We start from the raw sequence: 16,286 nt of genomic DNA, 5'->3' as shown, positions 1-16,286 counted from the left end.
CCAATTTAAATTTTGAAACCCTCCCGAAAGGGCGTGATTATCTGTTACGCCCGGTCATTGCGGGCATGTGCCGTTATGAATCATTGAAAAACAGCGTTCTTGATCTGGCTGATATTGCATTGATGAATGATGCCCTTGATGTTAAATCGGAAAATGAGGCCATGATAGAGAGGTGGCGAAATGAGCAATGACGTTGAAACAACTAAAGATTTCCTGATATCGCTGAGGTTTGATGTTGATGAAGTGGAACAGCGTAAATTTATGGCTGTTATCACCGAAGTCACGTCTGGCATTCTCAAAATGAGGGCGGAAATTGAAAACGCAACATCAGTTGTGGCCAGTTTTATCACCCAAATAGCTGACGGATTGGATAAGTTATACGGGAAGTTGCAAGAAACAGACGCAGTGGTTGAAAAAATTAAATCTATCAATGAGGAAAGCGTCCGTCGAGCTGTGGGAGGTGTAGAGAGATTTCTGCCGAGCATTAATGCTCAATCCCATGATACAAATGGTCGCCATTTTAATACTGCCTCCTTGGTCGCATCAATGAATGAGCAGTTATTAAAAGCAACAACGGATTGTGCTAATCAAAATACCAGCATACTTGATAGTGATGACATATTTAATGCCATTGAGGAATTAGTTAAATGGTTAGATAAAGGAGAAATTTCTGCGAAAGGTTTATTGGCGACATTGAATGAATTATGGAAATTTACAGGAAGAAAAATTGTTCTGGGTGTATTATTTGATTTTAATAGTCGGTTAAATGCATTACAGGAAGAAGCAAAGAAAAATCACGAAACAGTGGCTGAAACGTTGTCACGGCGGAAAAGAGAGTATGATAAAAATAAAAAACCACTTATAACATATGATCAACTCGATAATTGGATGTCAACACATGGGATTTATCTTGCTTCTGACTTGACTCCATTTTTCAGTAAAGATAAATATGAAAAATACCAAGAACAAATTGATGGTAAGAAAACGATAATCCACAAAGAATATAGCCAAAAAGTTGCTGATATTTCCAGTAAAGTATCAGAACGATCAAATAAAACGAAAAAGAAGCGCAAGACTAAGCGATTAAATAAAGATCATCTTAAGGCTGGTATTGTTGAACATCACGATGCGCCTAAGGAATTAAATACTCCAGTTAATCAACCAACGAATATTTTTAATAGTGAGCTTACAGCAGCAAAGCTAAAAAAATTAAAATCTTCGCGAGGAGTACGGAATAACAATCCATTAAATATGAACTTTGTACATCAGACCGGGGCGGTGCTTGAAGATAACCCAAAGCCCAGATTTGCTCAGTATCCAGATGCTTATAGTGGATTAAGAGCTACTGCTCATCAGTTGACGCGTTATTTTCGTGGTAAAACCACAGGAAAAAAGCTACAGACTATTGCAAGTATTGTCCCGACATGGGCACCAAAGAAAGATCATAATAAAACCAAACAGTACATTGCCAACGTGTCTAAAATGATGGGAGTTTCTAAGGATACGTTCCTTGATCTCACTGATCCTGATGTGATGCAACGGCTGATTGATAGCATGATGATAGAGGAAAGTGGTGGTAATCCCTATTCACCAGAATTTATCAGGAAGGCGATTATGGCAGAGCTACAGCCAGCGAATAAAGCGCCAAAGCAGGCTGGACATTTAAATCATGTAGCTCACTCTTTGCAGAATATTTCCATTGATCACCGAATGATCAACGGCGCGGTAACCAATATCAACGGTATGATGAATCATCAGGGATTGACTCCCTTTTTATTACATCGTGCGCCAATATCTGCCGGCAATAATATACCGGGAATAGGAGAGGTCAATTATCATATTGAAGTCAACGGTGTTGAATCCCCCAGAGAAGCAGCAAGACTGACTGGAGAAACGGTAGAACGTACTCACAGTATGCTGCTTAGAAATATGCAAACACAGGTGAAATAACAATGGATATATTATCAGTCATGTTTTCTCAGCAAAAGAGAAAAATAGGTGTTATTGTACCGAGTGTCGTTATTTCAGAAACCCATACCGATGTATCGAATATCACCGATCATCCGGTCCAGCAGGGGGTGACATTCAGTGATCATGCTTATGACAGCCCATCGGAAGTAAGAATGGATTTAGGTTTTGCCGGTGGAGGTTCGCTGCTTGATATTATTGATACGACAAAAGTATTTGATATTTCTACCGGGCTGAGCCTTGGAACCAGTCCGCGTGATATATATCAACAGTTACTTGACCTGAGGGCATCACATAAACCGTTTGATGTCGTAACGGGAAAGCGCTTATATAAAAATATGTTGATTAAAGATATCAGTGTCACAACAGATAGAACCAGTGAAAATGTTTTATCGGTGGCTTTAAACCTGCGTGAAATTGTTATTGTTGAAACATCACCGAATAAGGCCGCGCCGGCGGAAAATATGAAAAATCCTGAAGATACAGCACCTGTCATTAATATGGGAGCTAAAGTCACGGTGAAGCCATCAATGCCAAAAATTATTCTTGATTTTATTATAGAGCGAGGTAAAAAATGGCTAGGGTTGTAGAAATTCCTTTATCACCGCAAAATCAGCAATTCGACATTCAGCTAAATGGCATTAACTATAAAATGAGATTAATGTGGCGTGATATCGCGGGTTGGATTTTGGATATTATGACGCCGGACAGTGAATTTATCGTTACAGGTTTGCCGTTGGTTTTTGGGGTTGACTTACTGGAACAATATCGCCATCTTGGTTTTAACGGCTCATTAATTTTTTATGGTGATATAAATCAGGAGAAACCTTTCAGGAATAATCTTGGTAAAGAGGACAGGTTATACTTTGTAATAAGTTAACTTGATGGGGGTAAGGGAAAGATATTTTTAATAATTTATTACATACGCCGCTTAATTGCGGTTCTTTTATTTCTATTAATTAGGTGAATTATGTCAAAACAATGGATAAGAGAATGCCACCTTATCGTTGTAGACAAAGATGGCGAAAAAGTAAATTTATCAGACCTGAAAATCACATTTAACATTAGCAGAACGGAATCTTCCAATCCTGCTAGCGGTATTTTTACTCTATATAACCTCAATAACGAAACCAGTAATAAATTACGTAAAAATGAATTTAAAAAAATTAAATTTGTGGCGGGTTACAAGGAGAACTCAGGACAAATATTCTCAGGCCAAATTCAGTACACGTATGTAAAAAGAGACAACGCAACGGATACTTGTGTTGTGATTCATGCAGCGGACGGGGATGAAGCACACAATTACGCGACTGTGAATACCACCATTGCGGCTGGATATTCGCAAGCAGATTTAGATCATTTGCTAATGCGTGATATTGCCAAATATGGCATTACCGCCGGTCTACGCCCTGAATTCAGTAAATCAGCATCACCCAGGGGAAAAGTACTTTTTGGCATGCACCGCAATGAAGTTTCTAATTTGGCAAAACAATGTGATGCTAATTGGCGCTATGAAGATAACAAACTACATATTGTACCCAAAAATAAATACTTAACTGAAGCCATTGTCCTGACTTCAAAGACAGGTCTTATTGGTATGCCTGAACAAACTATTGGTTCAGGTATTAACGTTACATGCTTAATTAACCCGAATATCCGCCCCGGGACATTAATCCGACTGGATAACCGCTCAATCAAACCAGTTGATCCGGCGACTAAACAAGCTGCTCAATCTGGCGATCATAAGGATGCAAAAGCACAACCGGCAACGTTGGACGCTGATGGTGATTACATTGTCTTCAATGTGGAGTACTCCGGCGATACCCGCGAAACGGAGTGGTACATGACAATAATGTGTATCGCCAAGAGCGATCATACTTTGCTGAATCAATCAACTCACAATAAGGATAAGGCAGAGAGCGAATGATAAATACTGACGAACGACTCAATAGACCCGAAGCGGTCTTTTTTGCTATGCAAGAAGTCATTAGCGCCGGATTGTATGTCTCCTTGCCTTGCATTATTCAATCATTTAATGCTGATGCGGTAACCATCACCGCGCAACCGGCCATCAGATGGAAAATCAGGCAAAGAGACGGGGAACTGGAATCGGTATCCTTGCCACTATTAGTGGATGTGCCGGTTATATTCCCAAGGGGAGGTGGCGTGACGTTAACCTTCCCGGTAAGAGCCGGTGATGAATGCTTAGTCGTATTTGCTGATCGTTGCATCGATTATTGGTGGCAATCTGGCGGTGTACAAGAGCCGGTGGACCCCAGGCAGCATAACCTGTCCGATGGATTTGCGCTTATTGGCCCGCAATCTCAGCAACAAAAAATAGCGAATATCAGCACTCACACCGCGCAACTGAGAAGTGATGATGGCGCGGCGTATATTGAACTTGATCCCAGCAGCCATAACGTCACGATTATCACACCGGCAAAACTTATCGCGACAGCCAATGGCGGTACTGAAATCACTTCACCTGACATCATCCTAAACGGCAACGTCACCATTAACGGCAACTTATCACAGGGCATGGGCGTTGGTGGTGGCACCGCAACCCTGCAAGGCCCGGTCACGGTGAGTCATGATGTGACAGCGGCAGGGATTAGCCTTAAAAACCATGTACATAGTGGTGTGCAATCAGGTGGCGGTAAGACGGGGAAACCTCAATGAGATACAGAAGAGAAATTGACAACGACTATGTATTTGGGCGTGGAGAGGCGGGTTTTCTTATCAACTCACCGGAAGCCGTCGCACAAGCGGTGAAAACGCGCCTGATGTTGCACAGTGGCGAATGGTTTCTTGATAACCGAGAGGGGACAGATTACGACGACGTGTTGGGTAAAGGCACATCGAGTTTTTATGACCTGATTATTAGACAGCGAATACTGCAAACGCCGGGTGTAGAGAACATTACCCAATACCGTAGTGAAAGAAACCCGGAAACAAGAAAAATCACCATTACAGCCACGATAGACACGATTTATGGACAGACAGGAGTAACTGCTGATGTATGAAAGTATTATCAACACAATGTTACCTGCTATTGATAAAAACGGGATCAATGCTCCTGATTATCAAACCATCTTGAATAGCTGGAAGACGATATTCAGGGATATTTATGGGGACGATATTTACATTGAATCTGACAGTAAAGACGGTGTTTTTTTATCGCTGATAGCCTACGTTATTCACGGTTGTAACAACGCAACCATTGCTTCCTATAACTCATTTAGCCCGACAACGGCGGTGGGCGAAGGGCTTTCCCGCAATGTCAAAATCAACGGCATCACCAGAAAAAGCGCCAGCAACTCAACAGTGGATATTTTGGTTACTGGTCGAGCAGGCACGGTTATCCGCAACGCTTCTGTCCGGGATGATGCGGGCAACGCTTGGTCACTACCGGATGAAGTGATTATAGATACACACGGGCAGGCTATTGTGACCGCGCTTTGTCAAAAATCGGGTGCGATTGGCGCATTGCCCCACACGGTTAACCAAATTGCTACGCCAACATTGGGCTGGCAAACCGTGACGAACCCGGTTGCGGCTACACTTGGTCGGGGAATTGAAACCGATGTAGAACTGCGAATACGGCAAGCGGTTTCCGTTGCGCTGCCTTCGAGAACCATTATGGATGGCCTGATGGGGGCCATTGCCAACCTGCATGGAGTTTCACGTTACCGGGGATATGACAACGACTCAGACAAAACGGATGAGAATGGCATACCTGCTCACAGCATTGCACTTGTCATTGATGGTGGAGACTCGAAAGAGATTGCCCGGACCATCTTGGTGAAAAAAACGCCGGGCATACCGACATTTGGCACCACCTCTGAAACGATTACCGATGATTATGGCAATAAAAAAACGATTAACTTCTATCGTCCTACACTGGTGCCAATTTACGTTGAAATACACATTAAACCCTTTATCGGATATACATCAGATATTGGCAATAATATTCGTAATGAAATATCTAACTATATAAAATCGCTTTATATTGGTGATGGAGTCTATGTTACTCGTTTATTTGTACCGGCAAACTTATGCAATAAAAACGGTGGACAGACATATGAAGTATTATCTGTGATAGTGGGTAAATCAGCATCGACAACCGGAACGGCGAACATTGACATCGCATTTAATCAAGCGCCGACGTGCTCACCTGAAAATATTAAAATAGTAACGGTGCTCGAATGAACAAATATATGAAGCTAATTCCTGCATATCACATGGAAGGTAAAAAATATGTCAGGACGCTGGAAGCTGTGACTGATATTTTCAACCAGAATGCGCTGACCACAGATTTACTGATTAGCCGTTTTGACCTTGATAAAGCGGTGGGCAAACAGCTTGATATTATTGGAGAATGGGTAGGAAGAAATCGAATGATCCAAACTCCAATTGAATCCTATTACTTCTCCTTTGATATTACTGACTTGGGATTTGATAGTGGACAATGGAAAGGGCGATTTGACAGTGATAAAAGTTATATCAAACTGGATGATGATAATTATCGGGTTGTCATTAAAGCGAAAATAGGCGCGAATAACTGGGATGGAACGGCCGGGTCATTTAATAACATCCTGAGTTTTATTCATTCAAATAATGGCCTATCGGTATCTTTTGAAGATAACTTGGATATGTCATTCACAGTAACGATTAAAGGAAAATCAATCAGTACAATTACTAAAGAAATCATCCATCAGGGTTATCTCTCGCTTAAACCTATGGGGATAACGGTTAATTACCATATAGTGGAGGGTTAGAAATGGCTAAAAATGATTTTAAAGCATTTGCCATTGGTGAAAACGCGAATACTTTGTCACAAGAAGAATATGAAAGTTCAGATTTTATTGGGGAGGGTTTTAAATCAGGGATAGCAAGGAGTGAGCGATTAAATAAAGTTTGGCGCCAATCTTCGGTTATTGCTGCGGTGATAGGGAAATATATTGCAGAAAAAACCGGTGAAGACGTTATGGATGATGGTGATCTGGAGAAACTCGTAGCGCAATTGGATTTAGCATTAAAACATAAAATTACTACGGAAATCCCTGCTGCTTCACTGACGCAGAAAGGCATATCGCAACTCAACAGCGCGACAAATTCTGACAGAGAAGATCAAGCGGCGACACCGAAGTCGGTCCACGATGTTAGAAAAATCGCTGAGAGCAAATTGAGTGGTGTTTCTGATGCCTCATTGACTCAGAAGGGGATTGTACAACTGAGTAATGCAACAAATAGCACAAATGAAACCTTAGCGGCGACGCCAAAGGCAATTAAAGAAGCATATGATTTTGCAAATACAGCAAACGTAGCAGCTAAAAATGCTCATGATGAAGCAAACAGGGCTACAGATAATGCTAATAGCAGATTGGCAAAAAACCAAAATGGAGCAGATGTCCCTAATAAAAGTGAGTTTATAAAAAACCTTGGTTTAACAGAAACGGTAGAATTGGCGAAAAGTGCCGTGCCGAACAGCCGGAAAATTAATGGCAAGGCGTTGAGTGGGGATGTCAGTTTGAATGCCGGGGATGTGGGGGCTTTTCCAGATGTTCGCGGTGGTCTGAGCGATAATGGCAGATTCTCGGACATGCGCGAAACGGGTATCTATCTTGTAACTATCGCTAATCCTAATTCTGTAACTGACTTACCCGTTTATAATGGCGGTAAAATTTACGCGTATGGATTTCTTTCTGTATTTAAGAGTAATGATCAGAGAATTCATCAAACATATTATTCTCATCACGGAGATATTGCGACACGACAAACTTGGGATGGGCCGGAGCAATACCTGCCTTGGACTATTCAATATAGCACAACAAATCCGGCGCTCCCCGTCGGCGTCCCGCTTCCGTATCCGCATCGTTATACACCCCAAGGCTACCTCACTTGCAACGGTCAGACATTTGATAAATCTTTATATCCGAAGCTAGCGGAAGCCTATCCTGCCGGTAGAGTGCCCGATTTAAGAGGCGAATTTATTCGAGGATGGGATGATAGTCGGGGAGTCGATCCGGGGCGTGTGTGTGGTACGTGGCAGGGGGATGCAATTCAAAATATTACTGGCGGTTTCGCAGTAAGATTGATGGACGGCTATTCACAGCTCGAAAGTTTATCGGGTGCCTTTAATGCGACACGAAATTCAAGCAGTGGGTTATATGCAAGTTATCCCTCCGGCAAACGGGGTGCCGATGACGTTACATTCGACGCATCACACGTCGCACGTACAGCAAACGAAACCCGCCCGCGCAACGTCGCATTTAATTACATAGTGAGAGCAGCATAATGACTGAACAGAAATACTCTTTAGAACATGAAACAGCAATCTTAGGTAAAGATGGTTTGGCAATTCAGGCAGGCTGGATAAAGGTTTATCACTCGAATCAAATCACGCGAGAATTCACAAATTCTGATATCGAATATGTCATGCTCGGTGTCAGTTTGTCAGCCGGCGCTTATCCTGATGCGCCAGAGCTACCTAAATCTCATGATGAGGCTGTTTGTCGCAGTGTAGACAGTAAATGCTGGGAAATCCTGCCTGACTATCGTGGAAAAATCGCTTACGACACATTGACTCGTACGGCTATTGAAATTACGGAAATCGGTGAGCTGCCCGACACGCTCACATTCAAGAAACCGCCCACCGACTTTGACAAATGGGATGGCAAAAAGTGGGTAGTTGATAAAGACTTACTCAAGTCTCATCAAATCAATGAAGCAAAACAACAGCAGGCAGCACTGTTACAACAAGCAAATGAAACAATCTCATTGCTACAAGACTCTGTTGACTTAGAAGTCGCTACAGACTCAGAGAAAGAAGCTCTACTCGAATGGAGAAAATACAGAGTATTGCTTACTCGTGTAGATGTGAATCAAGCGCCGGATGTGCCGTGGCCGGAAGTGCCAAAGTAATGATGGGGCCAAACGGCCCTTACTGCTATTTTAAGGGTTCTTCTGGGTGATATGGATAAAAAGATTTCTGACTTCGATTGTTATCGGGCTGCATAAGCAGCCCTTATTGTTGTCATTCTGGGATAATCCTTTAGGTAATTAATTAGGAGTGCAGTTCATTCTGAGAGGGATTATTTAATTGGTTCCGAGTGAAATCTACGACCTCGCCTAACAGAGCATTTTTTTCAACAAGAGCTTCATGAGGTATTTTACCTTTCAAGCTACCATGCGGCCAGTGATAATTGTAAAACGCCTCCCATTCAGCCAATCTAGTTTCTAAAGCTACGTCTCTTTTAATCGCTCAGTAATAGGTAAAACTTTTCCTTAGTACCAAATGAAAACTTATTTATAATTCAACTAGTTAGATATGATTATTGAGTTCCGGATAATTGGATAGTGCAGTTCGAAATAATTTATAAAAACAATTTATAACGTATTATAATTATGTTAACTTAAATATTAAAGATGATATTATTTAAAGTTTAAAACTTAGGAGGTAGCTTAACAATGAAAAAGATTATCGTTAACGGTGTTTCTAACCAAAAATTCATAAACAACTATGCTTATGATTTTGAAGAGATAATTAATCAAAAAATCAATCCTGATTCTATTCCGGATAGATTTTATCGTAAAGGTAAAGCTTGCTGGGTTTTTCAAACTTTAATTAATCTCAAATATTACTACGGTAATTATCTTGATATTACATTAACTAATCAAGTCCGTGCTGATGCAGTTAATATATTACACTACGATGATTTTAGCTTTAGAACTAAGCCGTGGATAGGATGCACTATTGTTTGTCAAGCTGATCGTCCCCCTGTTTATGGAGCTGATTATACCGTTGTACAAAATCCACTACAAACAGAACCTAGAAAAATCTTTTTACCACACTGGCCACAACCAAACTTAAAATGCAGATCTAAAGATAGCAATGAAATAAAAACTATTGGTTTTTTTGGACATGTTGATGCTTTACCTGATTTTTTTACAGATAAAAATCTTATAAGCGAGTTAAATAAAAGAGGTATAGCACTTAGAATATCAACAGATGACTGGACTAATTATAGTGACATCGATATAGCTATAAGTTTTAGGAAAGAATGTAGCCCTGACCTTATGAGAAAGCCGGCTAGCAAACTTATCAATGCGTGGAGTGCTGGTTGCCCTTTAATTTGTGATAATGAACCTTCTATGAGAGCTATACGAATAAGTGAATTAGATTATTTAATTGCCAAGACACCAGAGCAATTCATAGAGGCAGTGGATCAACTACGAAACCGACCAGATTTATATACATCAATGGTATCTAATGGAAAAAAAAGATTTGAACAATATGGTAGAGAGTCCACAGTAAAAAAATGGTTTTCTTTAATAGAAAAAATTCACAATATAAATGACACTCAAAGAGTAAAAACATTTTCCCGTTTCATTGCGTTTGCTCTTTATAAAGTAGGATTTCACTAAATCTTGCTAGTTTCGTATTGGTTTCCTCCTTGTTTTAAAATGACAAAGAGGAATTAAACCATCAATTAACTCATGCAGAACGATACCAACCCATTAACATTACATAGGCGTTAGCTACATTTATCACTGAACCACTACCTGTGTTTCTTGTTGTCCCAGTTACTAAGTGGCTATGGGCACCAATCGCTACAATGTGGTTATGATTGCCTGCTGAGTTAGTATCTGGATTTTGGAAAGTATAACTCCCGCCTGAGGTTGTAGATACTTTTGGACGTATATCTCCGGGCCTTCCCATACCATTTACAGTATGGTAATGGTTTCCTGCTGTGTTTGTTGTCTTTGTCCCATAATCAAATGAACTAGTTGTTGCACTAAATGAATGGTTATGTACAGGTAACTGCGTTGCTGAGAGCGTAACACTATCAGAACCGCCAGAACTCAGTACGTTTGAGCCACTCGTACTAGCTAAACGAATTGTTTTATTTTCACCAATATATTTCCATGTAGTACCTGGAAACAGTGTATTTGGGTTTTTATTTTGTGCAAACCAAACTACGATTCCGACAGGATAAATGGTGTTGATATTAGCTGCACTTTTCGCCAATTCCACGGTTTCTGTTAAACCAAGGCTTTCTGTAGTTCATTAACTGACGGCAATCTTTGTCAAAGCAGCTTTTAAAGGCATTCAATGGGACTCAATATGGTAAAAATTGGGCAGATCTGAGTACCAATAAATAACCAAAATAATGATTGAGAAAGAAATATATTAACTATGATGGAATTACGAACAATGATTGGGTGGAAAATATACATAAAATTAGCATCACTTTGCGTTTTAACGCAAGTTCATTTGAGATAAATAGATTTACTTTGTGTGTATGCGTGCATATGCTTATGTCAGGTTGGGAGGATATGAAATCAACCAACCTGATAAAAGAGCTGATTGCTGTTGGACGCGAACTTAGAAGGAGTTACCAATAACCGGAAAGACATACTCGGTTCCGCATCCCAAAAAAGATTGCCATCGGTATTATCAAATCTATAAAGAAAATGGCGGGGATTTAATCCTCGCCGACTTTGGAGGTCATCATGTTTTTTTCAGTAGGTGTTGAGTTATCGAAAAATGAAAATACAGCGTATGGTTTGGTCATTCCTGCTCTGTGTGTCGAAGATTATGGCTGTTTTTCTGCCGCGGATAATAAAGAAGACATTGCGATAATGGCGTGTAAGGCTATCTTGTTAACAGTAGAAGATATGGTCGCGAATAATAGCGCAGTTGAACACATTCAGGATGCTGGCTATCTGGTTTATGCAAAAAACACAAAATATCAATACATTGATAACTGGTTTGTTATCAACGTTGATTTATCTGAGTTTTCTGGAAAGCAGCGGCATATTAATAATCGTGACAAAGAAAGTTTGGCACAATACGATATTGAATAACAAAAGAACTTTAAAAGATGAGCTAAATAAAAACACTATTTTGCAAATCATAGTTATACAACTCTTAATTGTGTCTATAATAATAAAAAATCATGGCCTGACTTTCTTCACCCATGAACGAACAAATACACGCAAAAACATCAAACGCAAAGTTGTTAAAATTTTATGTTTTCTTTTTGTATATCTAGCTCGTTTACTGTTGAATGAACTTCATTTCCTATCGATGAGTTGCGGGAATGCTCAGTGAGATTTATAACGATAAATATTTTCATTATATTTTTATTTTGTGTAATTAACTTTACATAGTGAAAAATAAATTTACTACGTAATTCCTATTGGTGAAAAATATACTGATTTTTTACCCGGGAAATTTTTTCGTTCTACTGTAAATCTAGATTCTGATAGTTTTTTTAATTTTGCGACAGTTACCAACCTATGAAAAATCACATTCTTAACTGTGTAAAACTAAGGCTAATTCGATATAACAGCAAAAACTCAGCTTAAAAGCTATAAAAAGATTCTGGAAGTGTGATGGTACAGGACTGATTTTATTAGTGAGCGAGTAATAATGTTACTAGATAGAGAACATTTTTCACAGTAAATCTTCACCTTAGTCATTAATTGATACAATTAATGGGAGGAAAGCAGTATAATACCCCATATCGATCATATTGATAATCAATTAAATGTCTTTAAATTTGACAATTAGGAGCAGGAATACTGATGTTGGTTCAATTCACACATGTACTTATATCAGAATATATATTTAGTATTGAAAGCTCTTTATTGAATAATTCTAAAGGATTCCTGTAGGTAACTAGCGGATTGTACTATTATGAATAATGATGTATTAGTTTCAATTATCATCCCGGCCTTTAATGTCGAAGATATTATAGAAAATGCTATTAATAGTGTTCTTAATCAGACATATAAAAACACTGAGATCATCATTGTCAACGATGGATCAACTGATGGCACAATGGATGTTCTTAACCGGCTGTCTGAACAATACTTCAATATTGCGATTTTTTCTCAAGAAAACAGAGGGATTTCCGCAGCAAGAAACATTGGCTTAAGTAAAGCCAAAGGAGATTATGTCACTTTCCTAGATAGTGATGACTCTTTTGAGCCTTCGTTTATTGAATCGGTGTTGCGAAAAAATAGTGAGACAAAGAGTGATATTACTTTTTGTTTGTTCAAGAATGTTTATACAGGCAAAGAGATTTATTCTAAAGATTATCGAGATTTAAATAACCTGGCATTCAATTTTTTGAACTTTGATTATTTTGGAATTTGTTGTATGTTAATTAAACGTGATTTTTTGCTAGGAAATAAAATTTGGTTTGATGAAAACCTAATTGTAGGAGAAGATATTTCATTTATTTTGTTATGTATCTGTAAAGCAAAATTTTCTTACATCCCAGAATATCTTTATAATTATATTTACCGAAGTGATTCCATCATGAATAAGAAGTGGGGTGTAAAGAATTATATAGATGAAATCCAAGCTTGGGACACGATTTATCAAGATATGGACATGCAATACCATAACGAAGATCGTGAAATCTTTATGAAGAAAGTTAAATCAAAAGCTTTAAGCCTAAAAGGCCAGCTAATGTGGAAAATGCTAGCATCCAAAAGATTTGATGAGCTTTCTTCTTTTTTATCCGATTTTTCTTATCAAAGACAAGATGCTGAATTTATTCGGAAGAGAAATAATTTTTTATTTAGGCTAAAAATAATTAATTCTAAAAATAAAATAATTTGGTTGTTGGCTAATTTATTACTGACTAAAAGGAAAGATAAAATTTAATTTTTATATAATCATGACAACAATCTAAATGGCCTGTAAAAACAGGCCATTTTAGACTGTTAATAAGCTTTATATTTTTACATTAACAATTTTTCATAGTATGAAATTCATTTAGAAATTTTATCTTTTTTTACTGGTCAATTGTTTGTGTTTTTTAATGTACTTTATTTTGGCGAGAAAATTGCTGAGATATAGCAATTGACGGCTTATCTTAGAAAATGCACAATTTAAATTACAGGCTAGATAATTCATTGGCTTGATGGAAACGGTGGAGTTGGAGAAAAATGCGGTATCAGCTAATGGTGGGAATTATCCAGGAGCATTTAATTTTTCAAAAATCACAACAATTGCAAAAGAGCGCAATTCTGTTCAACTTGTATCATGTGCGGAACAAATCTTTTTATTTTTACAGAGTTAATATTTTGCCAATTAGTTTTTGAAGTTTTTTCATCAATTTAGGTTCGAAAGCCCACTACGATTACGAAGTGTAGAGAATTCAAAGCTCTTGATCAAAGTTGGTTCATTTAACTCACACTCTCCTAGTATTATTAAGCCGTGTTGATGTTTCATTAGTATCAAACATTAACTGACCTGAAAAACTATCCCCGTCATCTTTCAAGTTGCCTCTTTGTTGGCTGCACTCACTCACCCCGGTCACATAGTTCTCTATGCTCCCGGGGATTCGCTCCCTTGCCGCCGCGATGCATCTTGAAATCCATAGGGTATATATTCACATGTCAATCGATAACCAAAACGACGATTTAAAGAAAAAGACATTAACCATTCAGGAATTACCAGCAAGTTCTGAGTGATAAATCAGCGAATTTACACGGTTTACTTTCGTAAATCATACAACTTTTTATCTTTTCAGTTCTTGGGATGATAAGCAGATATTACAACTGATGCTTTGATATTCCACTCTCCTTTGTGAGTTGTATATTAGTGTTATAGCTAATGCCTTCTAGTAACTCACAAGATAACTGGTGATAATAACAAGCTAGTAATATATTTTTTTAAATAAATTCATATACATTTCCCTATACCAGAAAATCATAGTTATATTTTTATACCATGTTAATTCTCTTTCGCTTTAAGTATTCAGGTTTTAAAAAATTCTTGAATATTCTGATTCACATTATGAAAATCATGTAGTATGGTGCTAGTGAATAGCTTGAATTTTGGTTCTTTTTTTCATAATACAAGCTACCTTTTACCGTTACATGAATATGTTATTGATATAGAGATATGAAATTCATAAAAACCCATATAAGAAGGTTAGATTAATTATGAAAGCTAAAAAAATCATTATCGTAGGCTATGACATGTCTGGTTTTGGAGGAAGGGAAACTGTATGCAAAAAATTAGTAGCTTTATTATCAGAAGATTGCCCAGCGTCAGACGTCAGTTTCTTCTTTATCAATGATATCCGCCAAGAATCTGTTGAAATAAATGATGATTGGTTAAATGGAATGTCATTTCATCGCATCCGTTCTAAGATATATAACACAAAAGCTCGCAGAGTACACTTTGCCTTTTTATTCTCTAAATTTATGAGAAGAGAAAATCCGGATATCATTATTGCGATAGATCCATTAAGTTGTTACATAACAAGTCTGGCAAAAAAATTAATCTTTTCTAAAACTCCTCTATTTTCATGGGTTCATACTTCTCTTGATCAATTGTATAAAAATATTTATGCAACAAAAGCTGATTATCACCTTTCTATTAGTTCAAGTATAACTCAACAATTTATTGATAGAGGTGTTAATCCAGATAAAATTTTTACTATCTTCAATCCTGTTTCTCAGAAAAGCGAAACAATCCCTCAACCAAACGGGAATATAACTAAATTTCTATATGTAGGCAGATTAGCCGACGGTCATAAAAACATTAGTGGTATGTTTAAGGCATTATCGCAAGTTCATGGTAATTGGGAATTAAATATTGTTGGTAGTGGTTGTGATGAGAAAATATTACGCAGTGTAGCGGATAATCTAAATATAACCAGTAATATAGTATGGCACGGGTGGCATAAAGAACCGTGGTATTATATTATGAATGAAATTAAAGAAATTACAGCACTGTTATTAACTTCAGATTTTGAGGGGTTTCCTATGGTATTAAGCGAAGCTAATGCTCAAGGTATATATTGCATAAGCTCTGACTGCAAAACTGGCCCTGCTGATATCATAAAGAATGAAATTAATGGTGAACTATATCCTGTTGATAAACCATCTGAATTAATAAGTAAATTGCAGGATATAGTTAGCGGAAAAAAACTATCTGACAGTAATACAATAAAAATGGCTATTTCCAATTTATTTGATTCAAATTATTTAAAAAGAGTGAAATCAGCACTTAATATTTGATGATATGCACTAATTAACACAAAAGAGATTATAATGCAAAGTTCACATTAAGGAGTATTCTACTCTGTCTATCGGATAGTAAAGAATCTTTCAACACTAATTTTTATATTAAATCATAGTGTTTTATTTTTTTTAAAAGAGTATTTATGAAGATAAGAAAAAATAGGATTTCAAAGAATGGAAAATATTTTAGCCTTTCATATGAGGGGATCTTGGTACTGTAGCTAAGTAAAATATCAATTTATATTATTTTAAAATTAAGTGGC

At 37.8% G+C, this 16,286-nt stretch carries 18 protein-coding genes; 16 read left to right on the top strand and 2 right to left on the bottom strand.

The window, feature by feature from the left end:
* The first annotated feature begins 65 nt into the window (after positions 1–65).
* The 12 genes from LGZ98_RS00635 to LGZ98_RS00575 all read left to right on the top strand — a co-directional run bounded on the left by LGZ98_RS00635 (position 66) and on the right by LGZ98_RS00575 (position 10,395).
* Positions 66–191 carry a DUF6889 family protein gene (locus LGZ98_RS00635; RefSeq protein WP_255417038.1) on the top strand — a complete coding sequence of 42 codons (126 nt, stop codon included), beginning with the start codon at positions 66–68 and terminating at the stop codon, positions 189–191.
* Positions 181–1,950: a hypothetical protein gene (locus LGZ98_RS00630; RefSeq protein WP_262977563.1), complete on the top strand. Its 1,770-nt coding sequence runs from the start codon at positions 181–183 to the stop codon at positions 1,948–1,950. Before LGZ98_RS00635 ends, LGZ98_RS00630 begins: the two co-directional genes overlap by 11 nt.
* 2 nt (positions 1,951–1,952) lie before the next feature.
* Positions 1,953–2,558, top strand: a complete 606-nt coding sequence (locus LGZ98_RS00625) for a phage baseplate protein (RefSeq protein ID WP_165577961.1) — start codon at positions 1,953–1,955, stop codon at positions 2,556–2,558.
* Entirely contained in the window at positions 2,543–2,848 is a 306-nt protein-coding gene (locus LGZ98_RS00620) for a phage baseplate plug family protein (protein WP_112877510.1), read from the top strand. The genes LGZ98_RS00625 and LGZ98_RS00620 overlap by 16 nt, the downstream gene beginning before the upstream one ends.
* 90 nt (positions 2,849–2,938) lie before the next feature.
* Positions 2,939–3,895, top strand: coding sequence for a phage protein (locus LGZ98_RS00615; protein WP_228900510.1), 957 nt, complete (start codon positions 2,939–2,941; stop codon positions 3,893–3,895).
* Positions 3,892–4,647: a phage baseplate assembly protein V gene (locus tag LGZ98_RS00610; RefSeq protein ID WP_113042577.1), complete on the top strand. Its 756-nt coding sequence runs from the start codon at positions 3,892–3,894 to the stop codon at positions 4,645–4,647. The genes LGZ98_RS00615 and LGZ98_RS00610 overlap by 4 nt, the downstream gene beginning before the upstream one ends.
* Positions 4,644–4,991 carry a contractile injection system sheath initiator gene (locus LGZ98_RS00605; RefSeq protein ID WP_113042579.1) on the top strand — a complete coding sequence of 116 codons (348 nt, stop codon included), beginning with the start codon at positions 4,644–4,646 and terminating at the stop codon, positions 4,989–4,991. Before LGZ98_RS00610 ends, LGZ98_RS00605 begins: the two co-directional genes overlap by 4 nt.
* Positions 4,984–6,177, top strand: coding sequence for a baseplate J/gp47 family protein (locus tag LGZ98_RS00600; protein ID WP_262977562.1), 1,194 nt, complete (start codon positions 4,984–4,986; stop codon positions 6,175–6,177). Before LGZ98_RS00605 ends, LGZ98_RS00600 begins: the two co-directional genes overlap by 8 nt.
* Positions 6,174–6,746 carry a DUF2612 domain-containing protein gene (locus tag LGZ98_RS00595; RefSeq protein ID WP_262977561.1) on the top strand — a complete coding sequence of 191 codons (573 nt, stop codon included), beginning with the start codon at positions 6,174–6,176 and terminating at the stop codon, positions 6,744–6,746. Before LGZ98_RS00600 ends, LGZ98_RS00595 begins: the two co-directional genes overlap by 4 nt.
* A 2-nt stretch (positions 6,747–6,748) precedes the next feature.
* Positions 6,749–8,266, top strand: coding sequence for a phage tail protein (locus LGZ98_RS00590; RefSeq protein ID WP_262977560.1), 1,518 nt, complete (start codon positions 6,749–6,751; stop codon positions 8,264–8,266).
* A complete protein-coding gene (locus LGZ98_RS00585) occupies positions 8,266–8,892 on the top strand; it encodes a tail fiber assembly protein (RefSeq protein WP_113041974.1) in 627 nt (208 codons plus the stop codon). Before LGZ98_RS00590 ends, LGZ98_RS00585 begins: the two co-directional genes overlap by 1 nt.
* 546 nt (positions 8,893–9,438) lie before the next feature.
* On the top strand, positions 9,439–10,395 hold the full coding sequence (locus LGZ98_RS00575) for a glycosyltransferase (protein ID WP_113041975.1): 957 nt from the start codon (positions 9,439–9,441) through the stop codon (positions 10,393–10,395).
* Positions 10,396–10,465: 70 nt separating this feature from the next.
* On the opposite strand, the gene LGZ98_RS00570 is transcribed toward LGZ98_RS00575, so the two are convergent.
* Positions 10,466–11,005: a phage baseplate protein gene (locus LGZ98_RS00570; protein ID WP_262977559.1), complete on the bottom strand. Its 540-nt coding sequence runs from the start codon at positions 11,003–11,005 to the stop codon at positions 10,466–10,468.
* Between the two features lie 479 nt (positions 11,006–11,484).
* Here LGZ98_RS00570 and LGZ98_RS00565 point away from each other — a divergent pair, with 479 nt between their 5' ends.
* The 3 genes from LGZ98_RS00565 to LGZ98_RS00555 all read left to right on the top strand — a co-directional run bounded on the left by LGZ98_RS00565 (position 11,485) and on the right by LGZ98_RS00555 (position 14,069).
* On the top strand, positions 11,485–11,838 hold the full coding sequence (locus LGZ98_RS00565) for a type II toxin-antitoxin system HicB family antitoxin (protein WP_228901333.1): 354 nt from the start codon (positions 11,485–11,487) through the stop codon (positions 11,836–11,838).
* Between the two features lie 835 nt (positions 11,839–12,673).
* The gene (locus LGZ98_RS00560; RefSeq protein WP_113041979.1) at positions 12,674–13,651 is read left to right on the top strand and encodes a glycosyltransferase family 2 protein; all 978 of its coding nucleotides are present in this window, start codon (positions 12,674–12,676) and stop codon (positions 13,649–13,651) included.
* 259 nt (positions 13,652–13,910) lie between these two features.
* Complete coding sequence (locus LGZ98_RS00555) at positions 13,911–14,069, top strand: hypothetical protein (protein ID WP_158536537.1); 159 nt, start codon at positions 13,911–13,913, stop codon at positions 14,067–14,069.
* A 111-nt stretch (positions 14,070–14,180) separates the two neighbouring features.
* On the opposite strand, the gene LGZ98_RS00550 is transcribed toward LGZ98_RS00555, so the two are convergent.
* Complete coding sequence (locus LGZ98_RS00550) at positions 14,181–14,309, bottom strand: hypothetical protein (protein ID WP_262405111.1); 129 nt, start codon at positions 14,307–14,309, stop codon at positions 14,181–14,183.
* A 628-nt stretch (positions 14,310–14,937) separates the two neighbouring features.
* Between LGZ98_RS00550 and LGZ98_RS00545 the strand changes: the two genes are divergently transcribed.
* Positions 14,938–16,020: a glycosyltransferase gene (locus LGZ98_RS00545; RefSeq protein ID WP_113041978.1), complete on the top strand. Its 1,083-nt coding sequence runs from the start codon at positions 14,938–14,940 to the stop codon at positions 16,018–16,020.
* Positions 16,021–16,286 lie beyond the last annotated feature (266 nt).

It is taken from the genome of Photorhabdus kayaii, assembly GCF_025384895.1.
Taxonomy (GTDB): Bacteria; Pseudomonadota; Gammaproteobacteria; order Enterobacterales; family Enterobacteriaceae; genus Photorhabdus; species Photorhabdus kayaii.
This window is presented reverse-complemented; position numbering and strand designations above follow the sequence as displayed.